Annotated in this window: 9 protein-coding genes; 4 read left to right on the top strand and 5 right to left on the bottom strand. The window is 70.9% G+C overall.

The window, feature by feature from the left end; genetic code table 11:
- The 3 genes from WMF11_RS12335 to WMF11_RS12325 all read right to left on the bottom strand — a co-directional run bounded on the left by WMF11_RS12335 (position 1) and on the right by WMF11_RS12325 (position 3,740).
- Entirely contained in the window at positions 1-1,083 is a 1,083-nt protein-coding gene (locus WMF11_RS12335) for an ABC transporter permease (RefSeq protein ID WP_437552010.1), read from the bottom strand.
- Positions 1,076-2,614: a sugar ABC transporter ATP-binding protein gene (locus WMF11_RS12330; protein ID WP_437908591.1), complete on the bottom strand. Its 1,539-nt coding sequence runs from the start codon at positions 2,612-2,614 to the stop codon at positions 1,076-1,078. The genes WMF11_RS12335 and WMF11_RS12330 overlap by 8 nt, the downstream gene beginning before the upstream one ends.
- 97 nt (positions 2,615-2,711) lie before the next feature.
- Positions 2,712-3,740 carry an ABC transporter substrate-binding protein gene (locus tag WMF11_RS12325; protein ID WP_437552008.1) on the bottom strand — a complete coding sequence of 343 codons (1,029 nt, stop codon included), beginning with the start codon at positions 3,738-3,740 and terminating at the stop codon, positions 2,712-2,714.
- Between the two features lie 817 nt (positions 3,741-4,557).
- Between WMF11_RS12325 and WMF11_RS12320 the strand changes: the two genes are divergently transcribed.
- Complete coding sequence (locus tag WMF11_RS12320) at positions 4,558-4,878, top strand: hypothetical protein (RefSeq protein WP_437977610.1); 321 nt, start codon at positions 4,558-4,560, stop codon at positions 4,876-4,878.
- Between the two features lie 99 nt (positions 4,879-4,977).
- Complete coding sequence (locus WMF11_RS12315) at positions 4,978-6,183, top strand: vWA domain-containing protein (RefSeq protein ID WP_437977609.1); 1,206 nt, start codon at positions 4,978-4,980, stop codon at positions 6,181-6,183.
- Positions 6,184-6,227: 44 nt separating this feature from the next.
- Here the strand turns inward: WMF11_RS12315 and WMF11_RS12310 are convergent, their stop codons facing one another.
- Positions 6,228-8,699 (bottom strand): DUF3656 domain-containing U32 family peptidase, encoded by a 2,472-nt coding sequence (locus WMF11_RS12310; protein WP_437977608.1) that lies wholly within the window; start codon positions 8,697-8,699, stop codon positions 6,228-6,230.
- 376 nt (positions 8,700-9,075) lie between these two features.
- On the opposite strand from WMF11_RS12310, the gene WMF11_RS12305 reads away from it, so the two are divergent.
- Together WMF11_RS12305 and WMF11_RS12300 are read left to right on the top strand one after the other, a co-directional pair.
- Positions 9,076-11,844, top strand: coding sequence for an MXAN_6577-like cysteine-rich protein (locus WMF11_RS12305; RefSeq protein ID WP_437977607.1), 2,769 nt, complete (start codon positions 9,076-9,078; stop codon positions 11,842-11,844).
- A gap of 79 nt (positions 11,845-11,923) precedes the next feature.
- Positions 11,924-12,802 (top strand): alpha/beta fold hydrolase, encoded by an 879-nt coding sequence (locus WMF11_RS12300; protein WP_437977606.1) that lies wholly within the window; start codon positions 11,924-11,926, stop codon positions 12,800-12,802.
- A gap of 81 nt (positions 12,803-12,883) precedes the next feature.
- On the opposite strand, the gene WMF11_RS12295 is transcribed toward WMF11_RS12300, so the two are convergent.
- Positions 12,884-17,449 carry a thrombospondin type 3 repeat-containing protein gene (locus tag WMF11_RS12295; protein WP_437977605.1) on the bottom strand — a complete coding sequence of 1,522 codons (4,566 nt, stop codon included), beginning with the start codon at positions 17,447-17,449 and terminating at the stop codon, positions 12,884-12,886.
- Position 17,450 lies beyond the last annotated feature (1 nt).

Below are 17,450 nucleotides of genomic sequence, written 5' to 3'. Positions count from 1 at the left end.
CTACTGCCCCCGCTTGAGCCCGAGCAGCTCGACGAGCCGCCGGCGCGACTCCTCCGAGACCAGCAGGCAGCTGAGCAGCATCACGCCGGCCTTGGGCATCGGCTCGATCTCGGAGGGGACGTGCTGGATGTACATCGTTGTGGAGAGCGTTTGTATCAACAACGCGCCTATCAGGGTGCCCCCCAGATAGAAGCGCCCGCCGGTGAGCGCCGTACCGCCGATCACCGCGGCGAAGATGGCATCCAGCTCCCGCAGGCGCCCCACGCGATCGGGATCGGCCGTGGAGATGTAGGAGGCGGCCACGAGCCCGGCGATGCCGGCGCACAGGCCGGAGAAGCCGTACAACCAGAGCTTGATGCGGCGGTCGCCGACGCCAGCGAGCCGGCTCGCCCGCTCGTTGTCGCCGATCGCTTCCATGAACAGACCGAGCGCCGTCCTCCGGCAGAGCAGCGCGGCGACCACGAACACGGCGGCCACCAGCACCATGGAGAACGGCAAGCCGCCGACGTGACCGTTGCCGATGAACGCAAACGTCGCGTCCGTGTGCGTCACGGGCTCGGCGCGGGTGATGAGCATGGCGACGCCGCGGACACCGACCATGCTGATCAAGGTCACGATGATGGGCTGGATGTTCAGCCCCGTCACCAGCGCGCCGTTGAACAGACCGACGCCGGCGGCGACGGCGAGGGACAGGAACGCAGCCAGGAGCGGCCCGAAGTGGGCCTCCTTCATCAGGATCACGCAGGTGGCGCCGGACAGCGCCATGACCGAGCCGACCGACAGGTCGATGCCCCTGACGGCGATCACCAGGGTCAGGCCGATCGCGAGGAGCATCACCTCCGAGCCCTGGTTGAGCAGGTTGATGGGCGTCCCGTAATAAGCCCCGTCGCGCTCGACGATGGAGAAGAAGTTCTTGGACAGGACGGAGTTGAACAGAAGGAGCGCCAGGAGGCCGAGCAAAGGCCAGGCCTCGCGGCGCCTGCGCAGGAGCAGCAGGGCGCCCGCGCACGCGGTGAAGAGGAGGATCCCGATGCCCGTGGGGTTGGCGTTGGTGGGCGCCGCTTCCGTGATCTTCTCAAGCATCGGGCGGCGCCTCCTTCTGATGGGCGATGGCCTGGATGATGGACGAAGGCGTCACGGACTCTCCCACGAGCTCGCCCTGCTGCTTGCGGTCTCTCAGGACCACCACCCTGTAGCAGTTGCGCGCGACCTCCTCGAGCTCCGACGAGATCAAGACCGTGGCGACCCCCTTCTCGCTGAGCGACTTCACCAGCGCCTCGATCTCCAGCTTGGCGCCGATGTCCACGCCGCGCGTGGGCTCGTCGAGCAGCAGGATCCGCGGCTGCATGGCCATCCAACGCGCGAGCAGCACCTTCTGCTGGTTGCCGCCCGAGAGCAGCTTGACGGGCGTCTCCGGGGACGGCGTCTTGATGCTCAGGGTCTTGATGTAGTGCTGGACCAGACGCTCCCGCTCGTGGCGCGGGAGCACCCGCAGCGCCCCCTGGGAGGCCTGCAAGGCGAGCAGGAGGTTCTCTCGCACGGAGAGGTTCGGGATGATGCCATCCACCTTGCGGTCTTCCGGGCAGTACGCGAGGCCGGCCCGGATCGCGTGCCGTGGCGTCTTGATCTCGGTCGCACGCCCGTTCACCGCGAGCTCGCCGCGATCGGCGGGCTCGATCCCGAAGAGCATCCTGGCGGTCTCGCTTCGACCAGAGCCGAGCAGCCCCGCCAGCCCCACCACCTCGCCGGGCCGCAGCGCGAGCTCGATGGGTCCGATGACCCCCTTTCTCTCGAGGCCGCGCGCGGCGAGCGCCGGCTCCGCGGCGCTCGCCCCCCCTCCCGGACCGGCAGGGCCGGCTGGCGCGGCCCTGTCTTTCGCGCCGAGCTTGACGCCCAGCATCGCCTGGACGAGCTCCAGGCGAGGCAGCGCGCTGCTCGCGTACTGCCCCACCAGGCAGCCATTCCTGAGCACCGTGATCGTATCGCTGACCGCGTAGACCTGATCCAGGAAGTGAGTCACGAAGAGGATCGCCAACCCCTGCGCCTTCAGCCCCCGCATGACGTCGAAGAGCCGCAGCGTCTCCGCTTCATCCAGGCTGGAGGTGGGCTCATCCAGGATCAGGATCCGCGCGTCCACGGCGAGCGCACGGGCGATCGCGACCATCTGCTGCAGCGCGGTGGGCAGCGCCGCGACCGATCGTGACACGTCGAGGTCCAGCGAGAGGCGCGCGAGGGCCTCACGCGCCTTCGCGCGGACGGCGCGCCCGTCGATCAGGCCGAAGCGCCGAGGCTGCCGGCCCAGCATGATGTTGTCCGCGATGGAGAGGTGCGGGATCAGGCTGATTTCCTGGTGCACCGCGCTGATCCCCAGCGATTCTGCGTGGCGGGGAGAGGTCGGCCGGATCACCGTACCGCCGAGGCGCAAGGTCCCGGCGTCGGGAGAATAGACGCCGGTGAGCAGCTTGATCAGCGTCGACTTGCCGGCCCCGTTCTCCCCCATCAACGCCTGGATCTCGCCGGCGCGCGCCTCGACGTGCACGTCGTGCAGAGCGCGAACTCCGGGGAAGGATTTGCTGAGGCCCTCGACAGAGAGCAAGGCTTTCGAGACAGGCATGCGGCTGCTGCTCCGTACGTGAGCGCCGCGGACGAGCGAGCTCACGAGCGTGATGGCGCCCGCGCCGCCCCAGCGGGGCGCCGGCGCCGATCTCTCCTCAGTAGGGCCGCGAGCCGATGGCCGCCGCCGCCTGCTCGCGTTCGAAGATCTGGCCAGGGACGATCGTGCGCTTCGGCACCTTCTCGCCACGCACGATCTTGTCGATCGTGTCGAAGAGCAGGGGGCCGTGCAGGGGGTTGCACTCGACCGTCGCGTTGAGCTTCCCCTCCATCATGGCCTCGAATGCCGGCTTCACAGCGTCGATCGATATCACCTGGATATCCTGCCCGGGCTTCAACCCTGCCGCCTGGATCGCCTGGATCGCCCCGAGCGCCATGTCGTCGTTGTGGGCGTAGACGGCGTTGATCTCGCCCTTGTGGGCCGAGAGCAGCGTCTCCATCACGGCCTTTCCCTTGGTGCGCGTGAAGTCACCGCTCTGGCTCGCGATGATCTTCATGTCCGGATGCTTCGCGATGGCCTCGGCGAAGCCGGTCTTGCGCATCACCGCCACGTCCGCCGCCGGCGTGCCCACGAGCTCGATGATCCGCGCCTTGCCGTTCGTCTGCTTTGCGAGCCACTCCCCTGCCCGCCGCCCCTCCCAGACGAAATCCGCGACCATCACCGTCTCGTACAGATCTTCCTCGGCGTCCACGCCCCGGCTCGTGAGCACCACCGGGATCCCGGCGCGCTTGGCCTCCTTCAACGTCGGCTTCCAGCCCACGGATTCTTGCGGCGCGATGACGATGACGTCGACGCCCTTGGTGATGAACCCGTTGACGGCGTTCACCTGGTTGTTGTGCACGTTCTGACCGTCTGCGAAGAGGAGCTGCACGTGGCGCTTCTCCGCTTCCCCCTGGATCGACTTGCTGTGCGCGATCCTCCAGGAGCTCTCGGCGCCCGTCTGCGAGAAGCCGACGACGATCTCGGTCAGCGCCTTCGGCTTCCGCCGCGCGGTCTCGGCGCCCGGCGCCGGCGTCTGGCCGGCGCGCGCGGCGTCGCTCTCCTCGCGGGAGCAGCCGGCGGCGACGGACGCCGAGCCCAGGATGGCCAGGAACATCCTCCGTGACACGTGGTTCTGTGGGTTCATGTTCTTCAACATAGATCACGCCGCCCCAACGGTTGTCCACCGGCAGCGTCGCCAGCGCCGCCGGATCTTTGAAGGAATCATCTCCGGTGAACAGCACTCGAGATGTCACGACAGCCGCCGAACAAGCGCGGATGCGGTGTTCTCTGGTGGAGCACCCTCGGCTCGATGCCAATCCCCACCGTTCGGCGATCGCCTCCGCGACGACCGACCCAACGGAGTTGGTGCAAAAATCGATCAGACGACGAATGCCTCGGTACGCGTGGAAGCCCGAGCAAGGCACAGCAACAAGGATGCTCCTCGGCAGCAATGTGAACGATCACATGGGCAGCGTCAATTCCAATCGACCGGTCTGCAACGAGCCCGAGCCCGAGGGAGCGCGAGGCTGGCGGGGCTCCTCCGGAGCGCCGCGGCGAGAGGCGCGGGCGCGTTACCGCCGGCCCGATCGAGGAGCGCGAAACCGTTCAGCGCATCGGCGGCGGGTGCGCGACGCGGGGTGTGGCGTCCGCATCGCCAGCTCGACGTCGCCGCGCGCCGGAGGTGGCGCTCCAGCGCCTGTGTGACCGAGGCCCGATGCCCGCCCCTCTTGACGCGGCGCTCCGGAGGAGACCTGTCTGCCATCGGGGCGCGAGGACGGTCGCTGGCGGTCGTTTCAAGTTGACATCGAGAATGTGAACGTTCACATGCCGTCTCCGGCGCCCCGCCTCGACCCGCTCGGCCACGGGCCGGACGACAAGGCGAGAGGAGGAGAGTACTCCACACGCCAAACGATCGGCGCCTCCGAAGAGCTGAACGCTGAACCCCGAGGTCGGCCCCGAGCGTGGTGTTCTCCAAGGCGTTGTTCGATCTGCAGCTCTCGTTCGCGGAGAAGGTGCGAGCCCTGTCGGGGATGTCCCTGGCAAAGGCCCTCTTCGAGTACACGAACCTCTATGTCCGGTTCGGCCTCGGGCGCGAGCTCGACGCGCAAGACGAGGCGTGGCAGGCCCATGTAGCCGGCCTGCCCGGCGCAGGAGGCGGGGAAGCGGGCCGCGATTACCCACAACCTCGGCGGCGATCCCAGGGGCACGCGCCTGCTGCTCCTCGGCGCGCTCCGGCGCGCCTTGGCACAGAACGCACCACGCGCAGCCACGTAAGCACATGAAATCACTCGTCTCTAGCCCCGGTACGCGCCGTGCATCGCGGCATCCCCGGCCGCGTCCGACGTCGGCGCGTGACGACCCTGGCGGCCGAGGAGATCCACATGCACACCCGTTTCCGCTTCGCTTTCATGGTGGGAGGCCTTCTCGCGCTGGGAGCGTGCTCGGGCGGATCGAGCTCAGCAGAGGGCGGTGACGGGGAGATCCCCGGGAGGGGCACCGGCGCTGACCCAGGCGTCGACCCCGACGCGGGCTTCGGCACAGGCGCCGCGGTCGGCTCAGCCGCTTCGGGAGGTGTGTCGGATGGAAGCGGTCCTCCGAGCGAAGGCTCCCCCGGCGGAAGCCTGGGCACAGGAGGAGGCGGCGGCGCAGGCGGCGCAGGCGGCGCAGGCGGCGCAGGCGGCGGAGCCAGCATCGAGCCTGGCACGCTCACCGCCGGCGTCTGGGACGACAATCGCAACTTCGACTTCTTCCTCTCGTACCGGAGCACGCTCTATTCGCAGCAGCTCCCGGGCCTCTTGCCCTTCACGGAGGCCGATCACCAGGCCGCGCACAGCCTCTTCGCGGCGCCTCCAGGAAAAAAGGAGACGCTCGACGTCTCGCTCGTCATCGACACGACCGGCAGCATGAGCGACGAGATCACGTATCTCCAGACGGAGTTCATCGCGCTCTCCGACTCCATCTTCGCCAGGTACCCGAACGCCCAGCAGCGCTGGTCGCTCGTCCTGTACAAGGACACCGAGGACGACTACATCGTCCGGTGGTTCGACTTCCGCTCCGATCCCGACGAGTTCCAGGAGAAGCTCGCCGAGCAGGCAGCCGGCGGCGGCGGCGACTTCCCGGAGGCGCCGGACATGGCGCTCTCCAAGGCGGCCGACCTCTCCTGGCGCACGGGCGGCGACACCGCGCGGCTCGCCTTCTGGGTCGCGGACGCGCCCCACCACGAGGAGAACGCCGCAGCGATGGCGAGCGGGATACGAGCCCTGAAGGACCTCGGGGTGGCTGTCTATCCCGTCGCGTCGAGCGGCGTGGATGAGCTCACCGAGCTCAGCATGCGCTCTGCCGCGCAGGTCACGGGAGGCCGATACCTCTTCCTGACGGACGACTCCGGGGTTGGCGGGGCGCACAAGGAGCCGACGATCCCCTGCTATTTCGTCACCAAGCTCGATCGCGCGATCCTGCGCATGGTCGACATCGCGCTCTCGGGCGTGTACCGCGAGCCGGAGCCGTCCGAGATCCTCCGCACCGGCGGTGATCCCCAGGACGGCGCGTGCCAGCTCGCGTCAGGCGGCGAGGTGCTCGTGTTCTGATCGGACCGCCGCTCGTCGCCCCCGCTTGCCCATGGCCGTTCCTCTCACGCCTGCAGCACGCGCAGCGATCCGCGCACCACCCCGTAGCTGCCCTCGGCCCGCAGCCCGCGCGCGACCTCGGCCGGCGCCACCTCCCCGGCGAGCAGCCGCCGGTACGCCTCCACCACCCGCCGCGCCCCCTCGGCGTCCTCCCGCACCAGCTCGATCCGGAACCGCCGCACGCCGCAGCTCGCGAGCCTCGGCACGAGGTGCGCCGCGCTCTGCGGCGCCGCGTGGAACACCGTGTTCCGACACCCCACGTCCGCCTCGAGCGGGTGATCCATGCCCGCCCGGTCCCGCAGCGACAGCGCGTGATGGTCGCACGGGCGGCCGCAGGTGCGGTGATCCTTGCCCTCGGACAGCGTCGCCGCGATCACGCAGTGCTCCATGTGGAAGAGCGGCATCGGGTGGTGCACAACCACCTCGGCGAACGGCCCGAACGGCGAGTCCAGCAGCGACTCGAGCTGGGCGGCGTCGAGGTCGAACGACGGCGTGAACGCGGCGAGCCCCCGCGAGAGCACCTCGCGCGCGGCCAGCTTGTTCGTGACGTTCAGCGAGAAATCGCCGATCCGGGGCACGCCCGGCGTCTCATCGAGCAGCGCGCCGAGGCCGCGGACCAGGATCGCCGCCGGCCCGAGCGAGAGCAGGTAGCGGTCGATCTTCTCCTCGCCCGGCTTGCGGATCCGCGGCGGCGCCACCCCGACGGAGGCCCCGGCCGCCATCAGCTCGCGCGCCGCGGCGCCGAGGCCGACCATCTCCAGGAAATCGAGGTAGACGCCGCTCGCGCCGGCGTCGAGCGCCGCCCGCGCCTGCGCCACGTTGCGGCACAGCACGAAGAGGCCCGGCGCCGGCGGCGGCGCGTCCGGCGGAGCGACCCCGGCGACGAGCGCCTCGGCCGAGAGCGGCGCCGACGGATGGGGGCGGTGCGACGCCTCGATCAGCGCCGCGACGAGCGCCCGGCGGGCGCGGTTGAGCGCCGACGGCGGCACGAGCGCGGGCCCGTCGAGCGACAGGCCGACGCCGCGCAGGGAAAACGGCGTGTCGCCCAGCCGATCCAGCTGCTTCCGCAGCGTGGCCTCGTCGAGCGGCGTTCGATCGGCGCGGCCGAGCGGGGTGTCGACCTCGACCGACGCCGACGCCCCGCCCTCCGTCGCCGCCGAGAGCCGGGGGCGCTCGCCGAGGCGGCCCTCGAGGCGGACGTCGATCGCCACCCGGCGCTGGGCGCGGTCGAGCGCCTCGCGGACCGCGCGCGTGGCGACGGGGTCGCTCGTGCGAAAGACCCGGCGCCCGCGCAGCCCCCGCGCGCCGCTCAGCACGTCCTCCGGCAGCCGCCGGTCCGGGCCGAGCCAGACCTCGACGTCGCCCCCCGCGGGCGCGCGCTCGACCTCGCGGCCATCCGCCCACAGGCCCCAGATGCGGCCGCCGATCTCGCCCTCGCCGGCGAACCCGCCCTCCACGAGGATCCCCTCGCCGCGCGCGAGCGGCCTGGCGGCGCGGACGACCAGCACCTCGTGGCCGCGCCGGCGCGCGGCGCCGCGCGCCTCGCCGACCTCGATGCCGCGGTGATCGCAGGTGCGGCCATCGACGAGGCGCTGGTGGTCGACGCCGCGCAGGAAGCCGGGGCCCGAGCCCCGCGAGAACGCCTGGAGCGCCGCCTCCCGGTCCGTGACCCCGGGGCCCGCCCCCTCGCCCAGCGCCGCGTCGATCGCGGCGCGGTAGAGCCGCGCGGTGGCGCCGACGTACTCCGGGCCCTTGAGGCGCCCCTCGATCTTCACCGAGGCGACGCCCAGCGCGACGAGGTCGGGGATGACGTCGGTGGCGTCGAGATCCTCCGGCGACAGGAGGTAGGCCGCGTCGCCGAGGTCGCGCAGCGCGCCATCGACGACGAGGCGGTACGGCAGGCGGCAGGCCTGGGCGCAGGCGCCGCGGTTGGCGCTGCGGCCGCCGATGGCCTCGCTCGTCAGGCACTGCCCCGAGTAGGCGATGCAGAGCGCGCCGTGGACGAAGACCTCGAGCTCGACGTCGGTCGCCCGGCGGATGGCGGCGATGTCGTCGAGCGAGAGCTCCCGGGCGAGGATGACGCGCGCGGCGCCGAGCGATCGCGCGAGCTCGACGCCGGCCGCGTCGGTGCAGGTCATCTGCGTGGAGGCGTGGATCGGGAGCCCGGGCGCGATCGCCCGCGCGAGGCGCATCACCCCGAGGTCCTGGACGATGACCGCGTCGACGCCGGCCGCGGCGCACGCCTCGATCGCGCCGCGGACCGCCGGGAGCTCGTCGTCGAACACCAGCGTGTTCAGGGTGACGTAGCCCTTCACGCCGTGGGCGTGGAGGAAGCGCACCGCCTCCTCGAGCTCCGCCGCGTCGAAGTTCGCGGCCCGCGCGCGGGCGTTGAAGGGCGACGCGGCGCCGCCGCCCGCGGCGCCCCCCCGGAGGCCGAAGTAGACGGCATCGGCCCCGCCGCGCACGGCGGCTTCCATGGCGGCGCGATCACCGGCGGGAGCGAGGACTTCAGGGCGCGCGGGCCGCGACATGCGGGCGGTTCTAGCAAGGGGTGGCGCGGTTGTCGCTCTTGTCGCTCCCTGGCGCGGGCCAGCCCTACCGAAGAGCCCGCCGGACGGCGCGCCTTGACCTCGCTTCGCGACGTGAGGCACGATCGTGAAGCGGCCTACCCGGCCGAGGTGCCGTCGGGTCGCCGGCCGGCGCAGCGAGGCCTCGACGACAGGGTCGGATGAGCGGAGCGGCCACGTCAGCCATCAACCACCAGCGCGGAGCCCGGGAGCCGAACGTCGGAGAGGCGCGCGCGTTCTCCGCCGGCTCGCGCGCGTCGACGGCGCGTGCCGCAGGGGGATCTCGATGAACAGACACGGATTTCGCTTCGGACGCGCGCTCTCGAGGGCCGCGCTCTGGCTGCCTGCCGCGATCCTCGCGGCGGCGTCCGCGTGCGGCGGCGACGACGCCCCGGCGCCGCGCTGCGAGGCTCCCTACTCGGTCTGCGGCGGGGCCTGCGTGGCGCTGCACGCCGATCCGGAGCACTGCGGCGCGTGCGGCCAGGAATGTCGGGCCGGGGAGGCGTGCGTGAAGGGCGCCTGCGAGCCGCTGGGGACCGGCGGCGGCGGCGGCGGCGGCGACGGAGGTGGCGGAGGTGGCGGTGGCGGCGGTGGCGGCGGCGGGCCATCCGAGTGCCGCGAAGGCCGCTACGTGAAGCTCTGCGGCGACGAGTGCGTCGACACGCGCACCGACCCGGACCATTGCGGCAAGTGCGGCGCGGCGTGCGCGCCGGGGCGCGCGTGCTCCGGATCCGTCTGCCGGCAGACCTGCCTCCCGGGCCTCACCGACTGCGCTGGCAGCTGCGTGGACCTCGCCGCAGATCCGCAGCACTGCGGCCGGTGCGATCGCGCCTGCGACCCCGGGCGCCCCTGCGAGGGCGGCACCTGCGCGTGCAGCGCGGAGCCCTCCCAGGACATCGGCTCCGCCGTCCCGCAGCGGGTGAGCGGCACGACGATCGGCGCCGACGACGGCCGCTGGCTGACCTGCTCGGGGCCTGGCGCGGCCGATCAGGCGTTCCTGTTCACGGCGCCTCACACGGGGACATACCTGTTCGACACCTTCGAGGCCCCGTACGACACGGCGCTCGGCGCGCTGCGGGCGGACACGTGCGAGGAGCTGGCCTGCAACGACAACGCGGGGAGCGTCCAGTCGCAGATCGCCGTCGATCTCGCCGAGGGCGAGCGCATCCTCGTGGTGGTGAGCGGCGCGCGCGACGCGCAGGGCGACTTCACGCTCCGCGTGGCCGAGCTCGGGCCGGTCCAGTGCGCGCCGACCGCCCTCGATCCCGTCGTCCCGCAGACGGTGACGGGCACGACCGTCCTGCGCGAGGACACGGTGGTCGCCGAATGCGACATCAGCGCGACCCCGGACGCCACGTACACGTTCACGGCCCCGTCGGACGGCACGTACGTGTTCAGCGGGCGCGCCCCGTCGGACCTGATCGTCGAGGTCCGCGAGGGCGGCACGTGCACGGGCCGCTCGCTCCGCTGCCGCTACGGCTCCGGCGTGTCGAACGCGTCCGCGACGCTCGAGGCCGGTCAGACGGTGCTCGTCGCGGTGGCGGATCCGGCCGGCCCGCTGGCGAGCTTCACGCTGGAGATCGTCGAGGGCCCTCCGTGCCCGGCCGTCCAGATCGGCGCCACCCTGCCGCAGACGGTGACCGGGAACAACGAGCACCTCCGCGACGTGATCTCGGCCTGCGCGACCTTCTCGACCGGGGGCGAGGCGACCCACGGCTTCACCGCGCCGCGCGAGGGCATCTACACGTTCGACGCGAGCGGCTCGAGCTTCCCCGTCCTCATGGAGGCGCGCCGCGCCTCGTGCGACGGCGATCTCATCGCGTGCGCCGACGGCCTGTTCGAGCCGGCGCGCATCACGCTCTCGCTCGCGGCCGGCGAGACGGTCATCCTCGTGGTGGACACCGCGGGCCCGACGGGCGACTACCGGCTCGAGGTCGACGAGGTGCCGTGCCCGCTCATCGATCTCGGCCGGATGGTGCCGCAGACGGTCACGGGCACGACCGCGGATCTCGCCGATCACCTCGCGCCGGACTGCGCCTCTCGCGGGGCCCCCGAGGCGACCTATCGCTTCACCGCCCCGGCCGACGCGCTGTACATCTTCGACACGGAGGGCTCGGCGCTCGATACGGTCCTGGACGTGCTGAAGGGCTCGTGCTCTGGCCCCTCGCTCAGGTGCAATGACAACGTGGACCCCGCGGGGGTCGTCACCCACTCGCGGGCGAGCCTGTTCCTCTCCGCCGGCCAGACGGTGATCGTCTCCGTGGACAGCGTGTCGGCGAGCGGCGATTACATGCTCAACATCACCCAGCGGGAGGCGCCGCCGTGCCCTCTCTTCGCGCTCGACGCCGTGGTCCCGCAGACGGTCACGGGCAGCACCGAGGGCTATCCCGATCTCCTGGCGCCCTCCTGCGCCACGGTGCCCGGCGGCGAGGCGACGTACAGCTTCACCGCGCCTGTAGATGGCTTCTACCGCATGAACACCGTGGGTTCCACGGTCGATACAATCCTGTCCGTGCGCGACGGCGGCTGCAAAGGCGACGAGATGGCCTGCGTCAAGGACAGCAGGGACTCGAGCAAGCTCGTGTGGCTCGACGCCGGCCAGACCGCCCTGATCAGCGTCGACAGCCACGGCGCGGAGGGCGACTACATGCTCAACGTGGACCTCTTCGACGGCACCGGCACGTGCGATAAGCCCATCGAGCTCGCGCCCCTCGCCTCCCAGACCGCGACGGGGACGACCAAGGGGAGCCTCGCCAAGGTGGACGCGAGCTGCGGCGGCATCGACGCGCCTGAGGTGGTCTATCTGTTCACCGCGCCGGAGGCGGGGACGTACACGATCGACACGGCCGGCTCCGACTACGACACCGTGCTCGCCGTCTTCAACGGGAACTGCTACGGCGAGGAGATCGCGTGCAGCGACGACGTGCACGGGGAGGACCTGCACCTGTTCACGTCGGAGGTCACGGTGTCGCTCGACGCAGGGCAGACCATCGTCATCGCGGTCGACGGCGCGTTCGAGGCATCCGGCGTTTACGAGCTCAACATCCATCCGTGACTGCGCACCGCGCACCGCCGCCGTCGAGCGGCGCGGAGCGCCTGGCATCCTCGGTGCAGGTCAACTACCTTGGGGCCCCATGATCAGCGGCGTGGTGGAGCCGGTCCGGCTCGGGAAGACGGCGCTTCCAGACGGCCGGCAGCTGGGCTGGGCGGAATGGGGACCTGAGGACGGCATCCCCGTGCTGCTCTGCCCCGGCGGCGCCACGGGCCGGTCGATGGGGTTCGGGGGTGACGTCGTCGACGGGCTCGGCGTGCGGCTGATCTCCGTGGATCGCCCGGGGCTCGGGGCGTCGGACCAGGCCCCGGGCCGCACGCTCGGCGACTGGGCGCAGGACATACGGCGCTTCCTCGAGGCGCGGCAGCTGTCCGGCGTGGCGGCCGTCGGGTTCTCGGCGGGCGCGCCGTTCGCCCTGGCCTGCGCCGCGGCCGGCGTCGTGGATGGCGTGGCCGTGGTCGCGGGGACCGATGAGCTGGCGAATCCGGTGTTCGCCGATGCGCTGGCGCCGGACGTGCGGCGGCTCGTGGAGCTGGTGGCGACCGAAGCTGGGCGCGCGGAGGCGTTCTTCGGCGGGTTCAGCGCCGAGGCGATGTGGGGCTTCGTCATCTCGACGCTCCCGGACGTCGACCGCGCGGTGTACACCGCCCCGGTGTTCGAGCGCGCTTACCGGCGCGCGATGGATGAGGCGTTCTCGCAGGGGCCGGCCGGCTACGCGCGCGACACGGTGCTCACGATGAGCCCGTGGCCGTTCGATCCGGCGAGCATCCGCGCGCCGGTCGATCTGTGGTACGGCGCGCGGGACACGAGCGCTGTGCACTCGCCGGACTTCGGGGCGTCGCTCGCGGGGCGGCTGCGCGCGGCAGAGCGGCGCGTGCTCCCGGAGGCGGGAGGGTCGCTGCTGTGGACGCATGCGGAGGAGATCCTGCGTTCGCTGCTCGGGCGCACGCGCGGGCGGTGAGCCCCTGGCGACGATCGGAGATGACCCTGGCCGCCGTGGCGGTCGCTGCCGACGGCGGAAGCGGCCAGGGTCAGAGGGCGGTCAGTAGAAGCACACCTCGAGCGAGGGGCGGTTGGTGAGAATGCCGTGCTCGCTCGAACGGTAGCTGGTGAGCGCCGTCAGGTCCTCCTCCAGGAGCAGACCGTGGTTCGGGTGCACGCCGTCGACCCACGCCTGGACGAGCGCTGTCAGGTCGACGGTCGCGACGCCCGACGACGCCCCGACGAACGTCGCCTCGACGGCCGGCTCGAAGCCGTCGGCGAAGCTGCTCCAGGTGACGGTGGACTCCTCCCAGGCGCTGCTGATGCGGTGCACCCGGATCTCGCCCGTGCCGGAGCTGTAGAGCGTCGTGCTGAACGTGGCCGACTCGACCGTGGCGCCGTACGGGATGGAGTCGAGCGCGAAGCGATACAGCGCGTTCTTCTCCGCGCCGCTGCTCAGCCCCGTGTGGAGGTAGGGTGAGCTGCCCTCGTTGTAGCTCGGGTACAGCGCCCAGATCGTCGAGTCCGCCACCTGGCCGTGGACGCCCCGCCGGATCGTCACGCAGGTGACGTCGCAATAGCCGTCGCCGTCCGCGTCGGGGCAGCCGACGGTGCAGTCGGCGTCGCAGCCGTCGCCGCCGTCGGTGTTGCCGTCGTCGCACTCCTCGCCGTCGTCGACGATGCCGTCGCCGCAGACAGGCGCGTCGGCGACGCTCGCATAAGCGAAGACGAACGTGTTCGGCTCCCCGAGCTCCGGTCCGCCGGCGGTGTTCGGCTGGCCGAACGAGTAGGCCTCGGCCGCGACGGCGGCCAGGGCGCTCCGGGCGTCGTCCTCGGTGCCGGCGGCGCCGTAGAACGTCTTGAAGACCTTGCTCTCGCCGGGCGCGAGCTCGCCGAAGTCAAAGTCGAAGAGCGCGCCGTGATCGGTCGGGCCCGCGTCGGTCACCGGGCCAGGCTGAAAGCTGCTGAACGAGAACGGGTTGGCGCTGTTGAATCCATTGGTGTCCGTGCGGAACAGCTCCGGGGCCGTCCCCATATCGATGGTCACGTACTCGTCGAACGGCGTGGGATAGGTGTCCCAGTCCATGACGCGCCGGTAACGCAGATCCACCGGATCCGGGCTGATGTTGTCGATGGTCACGACCACCTCGTAGAGCCAGGGGGTCAGCGCCGACGGGCGGTAGTCGTGGGTGACGATGAACGTCGAGCCCACCTGGACCGTGGAGACCGCGGTGCTCCCCGTGGACGAGAAGCTCAGGACCGTCATGTTCACGGCGCCGCCGTCCTGGGACACGTTCGCGTAACCGGTCACCCCGGAGGTGGCGTCGCCGACGCCCCACCCTTCGGCCTGCGCGCCCGGCTCGACCGACGGGTTGGTCGTGGGCAGGTAACGCAGCCCCAGGTACCCGAGGCCCAGAGGATCCCCGGGGAACGGGTGGTTCAGGTGGCCCTCGCAGTTGACGCCGAGCTGGACGCTGCCGTTGTCGATGATCGCGCCGCAGGGATCGCAGGCGTCGCCGTGGCCGTCACCGTCGCGGTCCGCCTGGTCGGGGTTGTAGCTGAACGGGCAGCTGTCATTCCCGTCGCAGAGCCCATCTCCATCGCTGTCGTACGCCCCCGATCCTGCGCAGGAGTCGCAGGCGTCGCCCACGCCGTCGCCGTCGCTGTCCGCCTGGTCGGGGTTGGTGTTGTCCACGCAGTTGTCCGCCGAGTCGCAGGTCCCGTCGGAGTCCCAGTCGGAATCCCCGGCGGCGTAGCAGGCGTCGCACGCGTCGCCTCGGCCGTTCCAGTCGCTGTCTTCCTGGCCGGGGTTCGGCGTCTCCGCGCAGTTGTCGCAGACGTCGCCCACGCCGTCCTCGTCGGCGTCGCTCTGATCCGGGTTGAAGAAGTAATAGCAGTTGTCCGCGCCGTCGCAGAGCCCATCGCCGTCGCTGTCGTACAATCCCGATCCTGCGCAGTAGTCGCAGACGTCGCCGATGCCATCGCTGTCCGCGTCGCTCTGGTCCGGGTTGTAATAGTAGTAGCAGTTGTCTGTCCCATCGCAGGAGCCATCACCGTCGCTGTCGTACGACCCCGATCCTGCGCAGTAGTCGCAGACGTCGCCGCGCCCGTCGCCGTCGCTGTCCGCCTGGTCGGGGTTGGTGTAGCCCGCGCAGTTGTCCACCGTGTCGCAGACCCCGTCGGCATCCCAGTCGGGATCTCCGGAAGCGTAGCAGGCGTCGCACGCGTCGCCTCGGCCGTTCCAGTCGCTGTCTTCCTGGCCGGGGTTCGGCGTCTCCGCGCAGTTGTCGCAGGCGTCGCCCAGGCCGTCGCCGTCGGCGTCGCTCTGGTCAGGGTTGGCGGCATAGTAGCAGTTGTCCGCTGAGTCGCAGGCCCCATCGCCGTCCGAGTCGGTGCTCCCGGCGGCGTAGCAGGCGTCGCACGCGTCGCCTCGGCCGTTCCAGTCGCTGTCTTCCTGGCCGGGGTTCGGCGTCTCCGCGCAGTTGTCGCAGGCGTCGCCCAGGCCGTCGCCGTCAGCGTCGCTCTGGTCGGGGTTGGAGACGTAATAGCAGTTGTCCGCCTCTTCGCAGAGCCCATCGCCGTCGCTGTCGTACACCCCCGGGCCCGCGCAGTAGTCGCAGGCGTCCCCGATCCCGTCGCCGTCCGCGTCGCTCTGGTCAGGGTTGTAATAATAACAGTTGTCTGCCCCATCGCAGGACCCATCGCCGTCGCTGTCGTACGACCCCGATCCTGCGCAGTAGTCGCAGGCGTCCCCGATCCCGTCGCCGTCCGCGTCGCTCTGGTCAGGGTTGTAATAATAGCAGTTGTCCGCCCCATCGCAGGCGCCATCGCCGTCGCTGTCGTACGCCCCTGATCCTGCGCAGTAATCGCAGACGTCGCCGATGCCATCGCTGTCCGTGTCGCTCTGGTCAGGGTTGTAATAGGTGAAGCAGTTGTCTGCGCCATCGCAGGCGCCATCACCATCGCTGTCGAACCACCCCGATCCCGCGCAGGAATCGCAGACGTCGCCGGCCCCGTCGCCGTCGCTGTCCGCCTGGTCGGGGTTGAAGTTGAAATAGCAATTGTCCACCGTGTCGCAGGCCCCGTCGCCATCCGAGTCGAAAACCCCGGAGGCGTAGCAGGCGTCGCACGCGTCGCCTCGGCCGTTCCAGTCGCTGTCTTCCTGGCCGGGGTTCGGCGTCTCCGCGCAGTTATCGCAGACGTCGCCCACCCCGTCGCCGTCGCTGTCCGCCTGGTCGGGGTTGGAGGCATAATAGCAGTTGTCGGCCGAGTCGCAGGCGCCGTCGCCGTCCGAGTCGAAGCCCCCGGAGGCGTAGCAGGCGTCGCACGCGTCGCCTCGGCCGTTCCAGTCGCTGTCTTCCTGGCCGGGGTTCGGCGTCTCCGCGCAGTTGTCGCAGACGTCGCCCACCCCGTCGCCGTCGCTGTCGCTCTGGTCCGGGTTGTACGCATAGTAGCAGTTGTCCGCGCCATCGCAGGCGCCATCACCGTCGCTGTCGTACACCCCCGGCCCAGCGCAGTAATCGCAGACGTCGCCCACCCCGTCGCCGTCGCCGTCGCTCTGGTCAGGGTTGTAATAGGTGTAGCAGTTGTCCGCGCCATCGCAGGCGCCATCACCGTCGCTGTCGTACGAACCCGATCCTGCGCAGTAGTCGCAGACGTCGCCGGTCCCGTCGCCGTCGCTGTCGGCCTGGTCGGGGTTGGTGTAGCCCACGCAGTTGTCGACCGTGTCGCAGACCCCGTCGGTGTCCCAGTCGGTGCTCCCGGCGGCGTAGCAGGCGTCGCACGCATCACCGCGGCCGTTCCCGTCGCGGTCTTCCTGGCCGGGGTTCGGCGCCTCCGCGCAGTTGTCGCAGACGTCGCCCACCCGGTCGCCGTCGCCGTCGCGCTGGTCCGGGTTGTAGGCGTAGTAGCAGTTGTCCGCGCCATCGCAGAGCCCATCGCCGTCGCTGTCAGACACCCCCGACCCCGCGCAGGCGTCGCAGACATCGCCCACGCCATCGCCGTCGGCGTCGCTCTGGTCCGGGTTGTAGTCGTAGTAGCAGTTGTCGCTCCCATTGCAGAGCCCATCGCCGTCGCTGTCAGACACCCCCGGCCCCGCGCAGTCGTCGCAGGCGTCGCCGAACCCGTCGCCATCCACATCGCCCTGATCCGGGTTGGCGGTCGCGCCGCAGTTGTCGCATCCCTGGCCCGCGCCCACCGCGAGGCCGTCGCCATCCACGTCCGCGCTCCCCACGGAGCCGACGTCGAACGTGTAGCTGCCGCAGAGCTCCCGATCGGCGCAGCTCGGGCGGGTGTTGGCCGGGTCGCCGTCGAACAGGCACGCTGACGCCGCCCCCTCGTCCGACGCGACGTCGACGCGCACGTGGCCCCACGCAACGGCATCGTCACCGACCGTCTCGACCTGGAAGTCGTTACAGCTCGCGGGGTTGTAGAGCTCGAGCAACGCCGGATCGGTGATGCTCACCTGGAGCGGCGTGCTGTTGCAGAAGCAGTCGTTCGAGCTGGGTACGGTGTCGAGCAGCGCGCCGTTCATGTACAGCGCGAAGCTGTTCACGCCGCAGTCCGCGTGGCCAATGGTGTACGTGATCGCGGTGGTGGCCGCGTGCGCCGCATCGGGCAGCAGCACG

The sequence above is a fragment of the Sorangium sp. So ce295 genome, from assembly GCF_051527405.1.
Classification (GTDB): Bacteria; Myxococcota_A; Polyangia; order Polyangiales; family Polyangiaceae; genus Sorangium; species Sorangium cellulosum_B.
The sequence above is the reverse complement of the archived record's forward strand: the minus strand, read 5'-3'. Positions and strand labels throughout refer to the sequence as shown.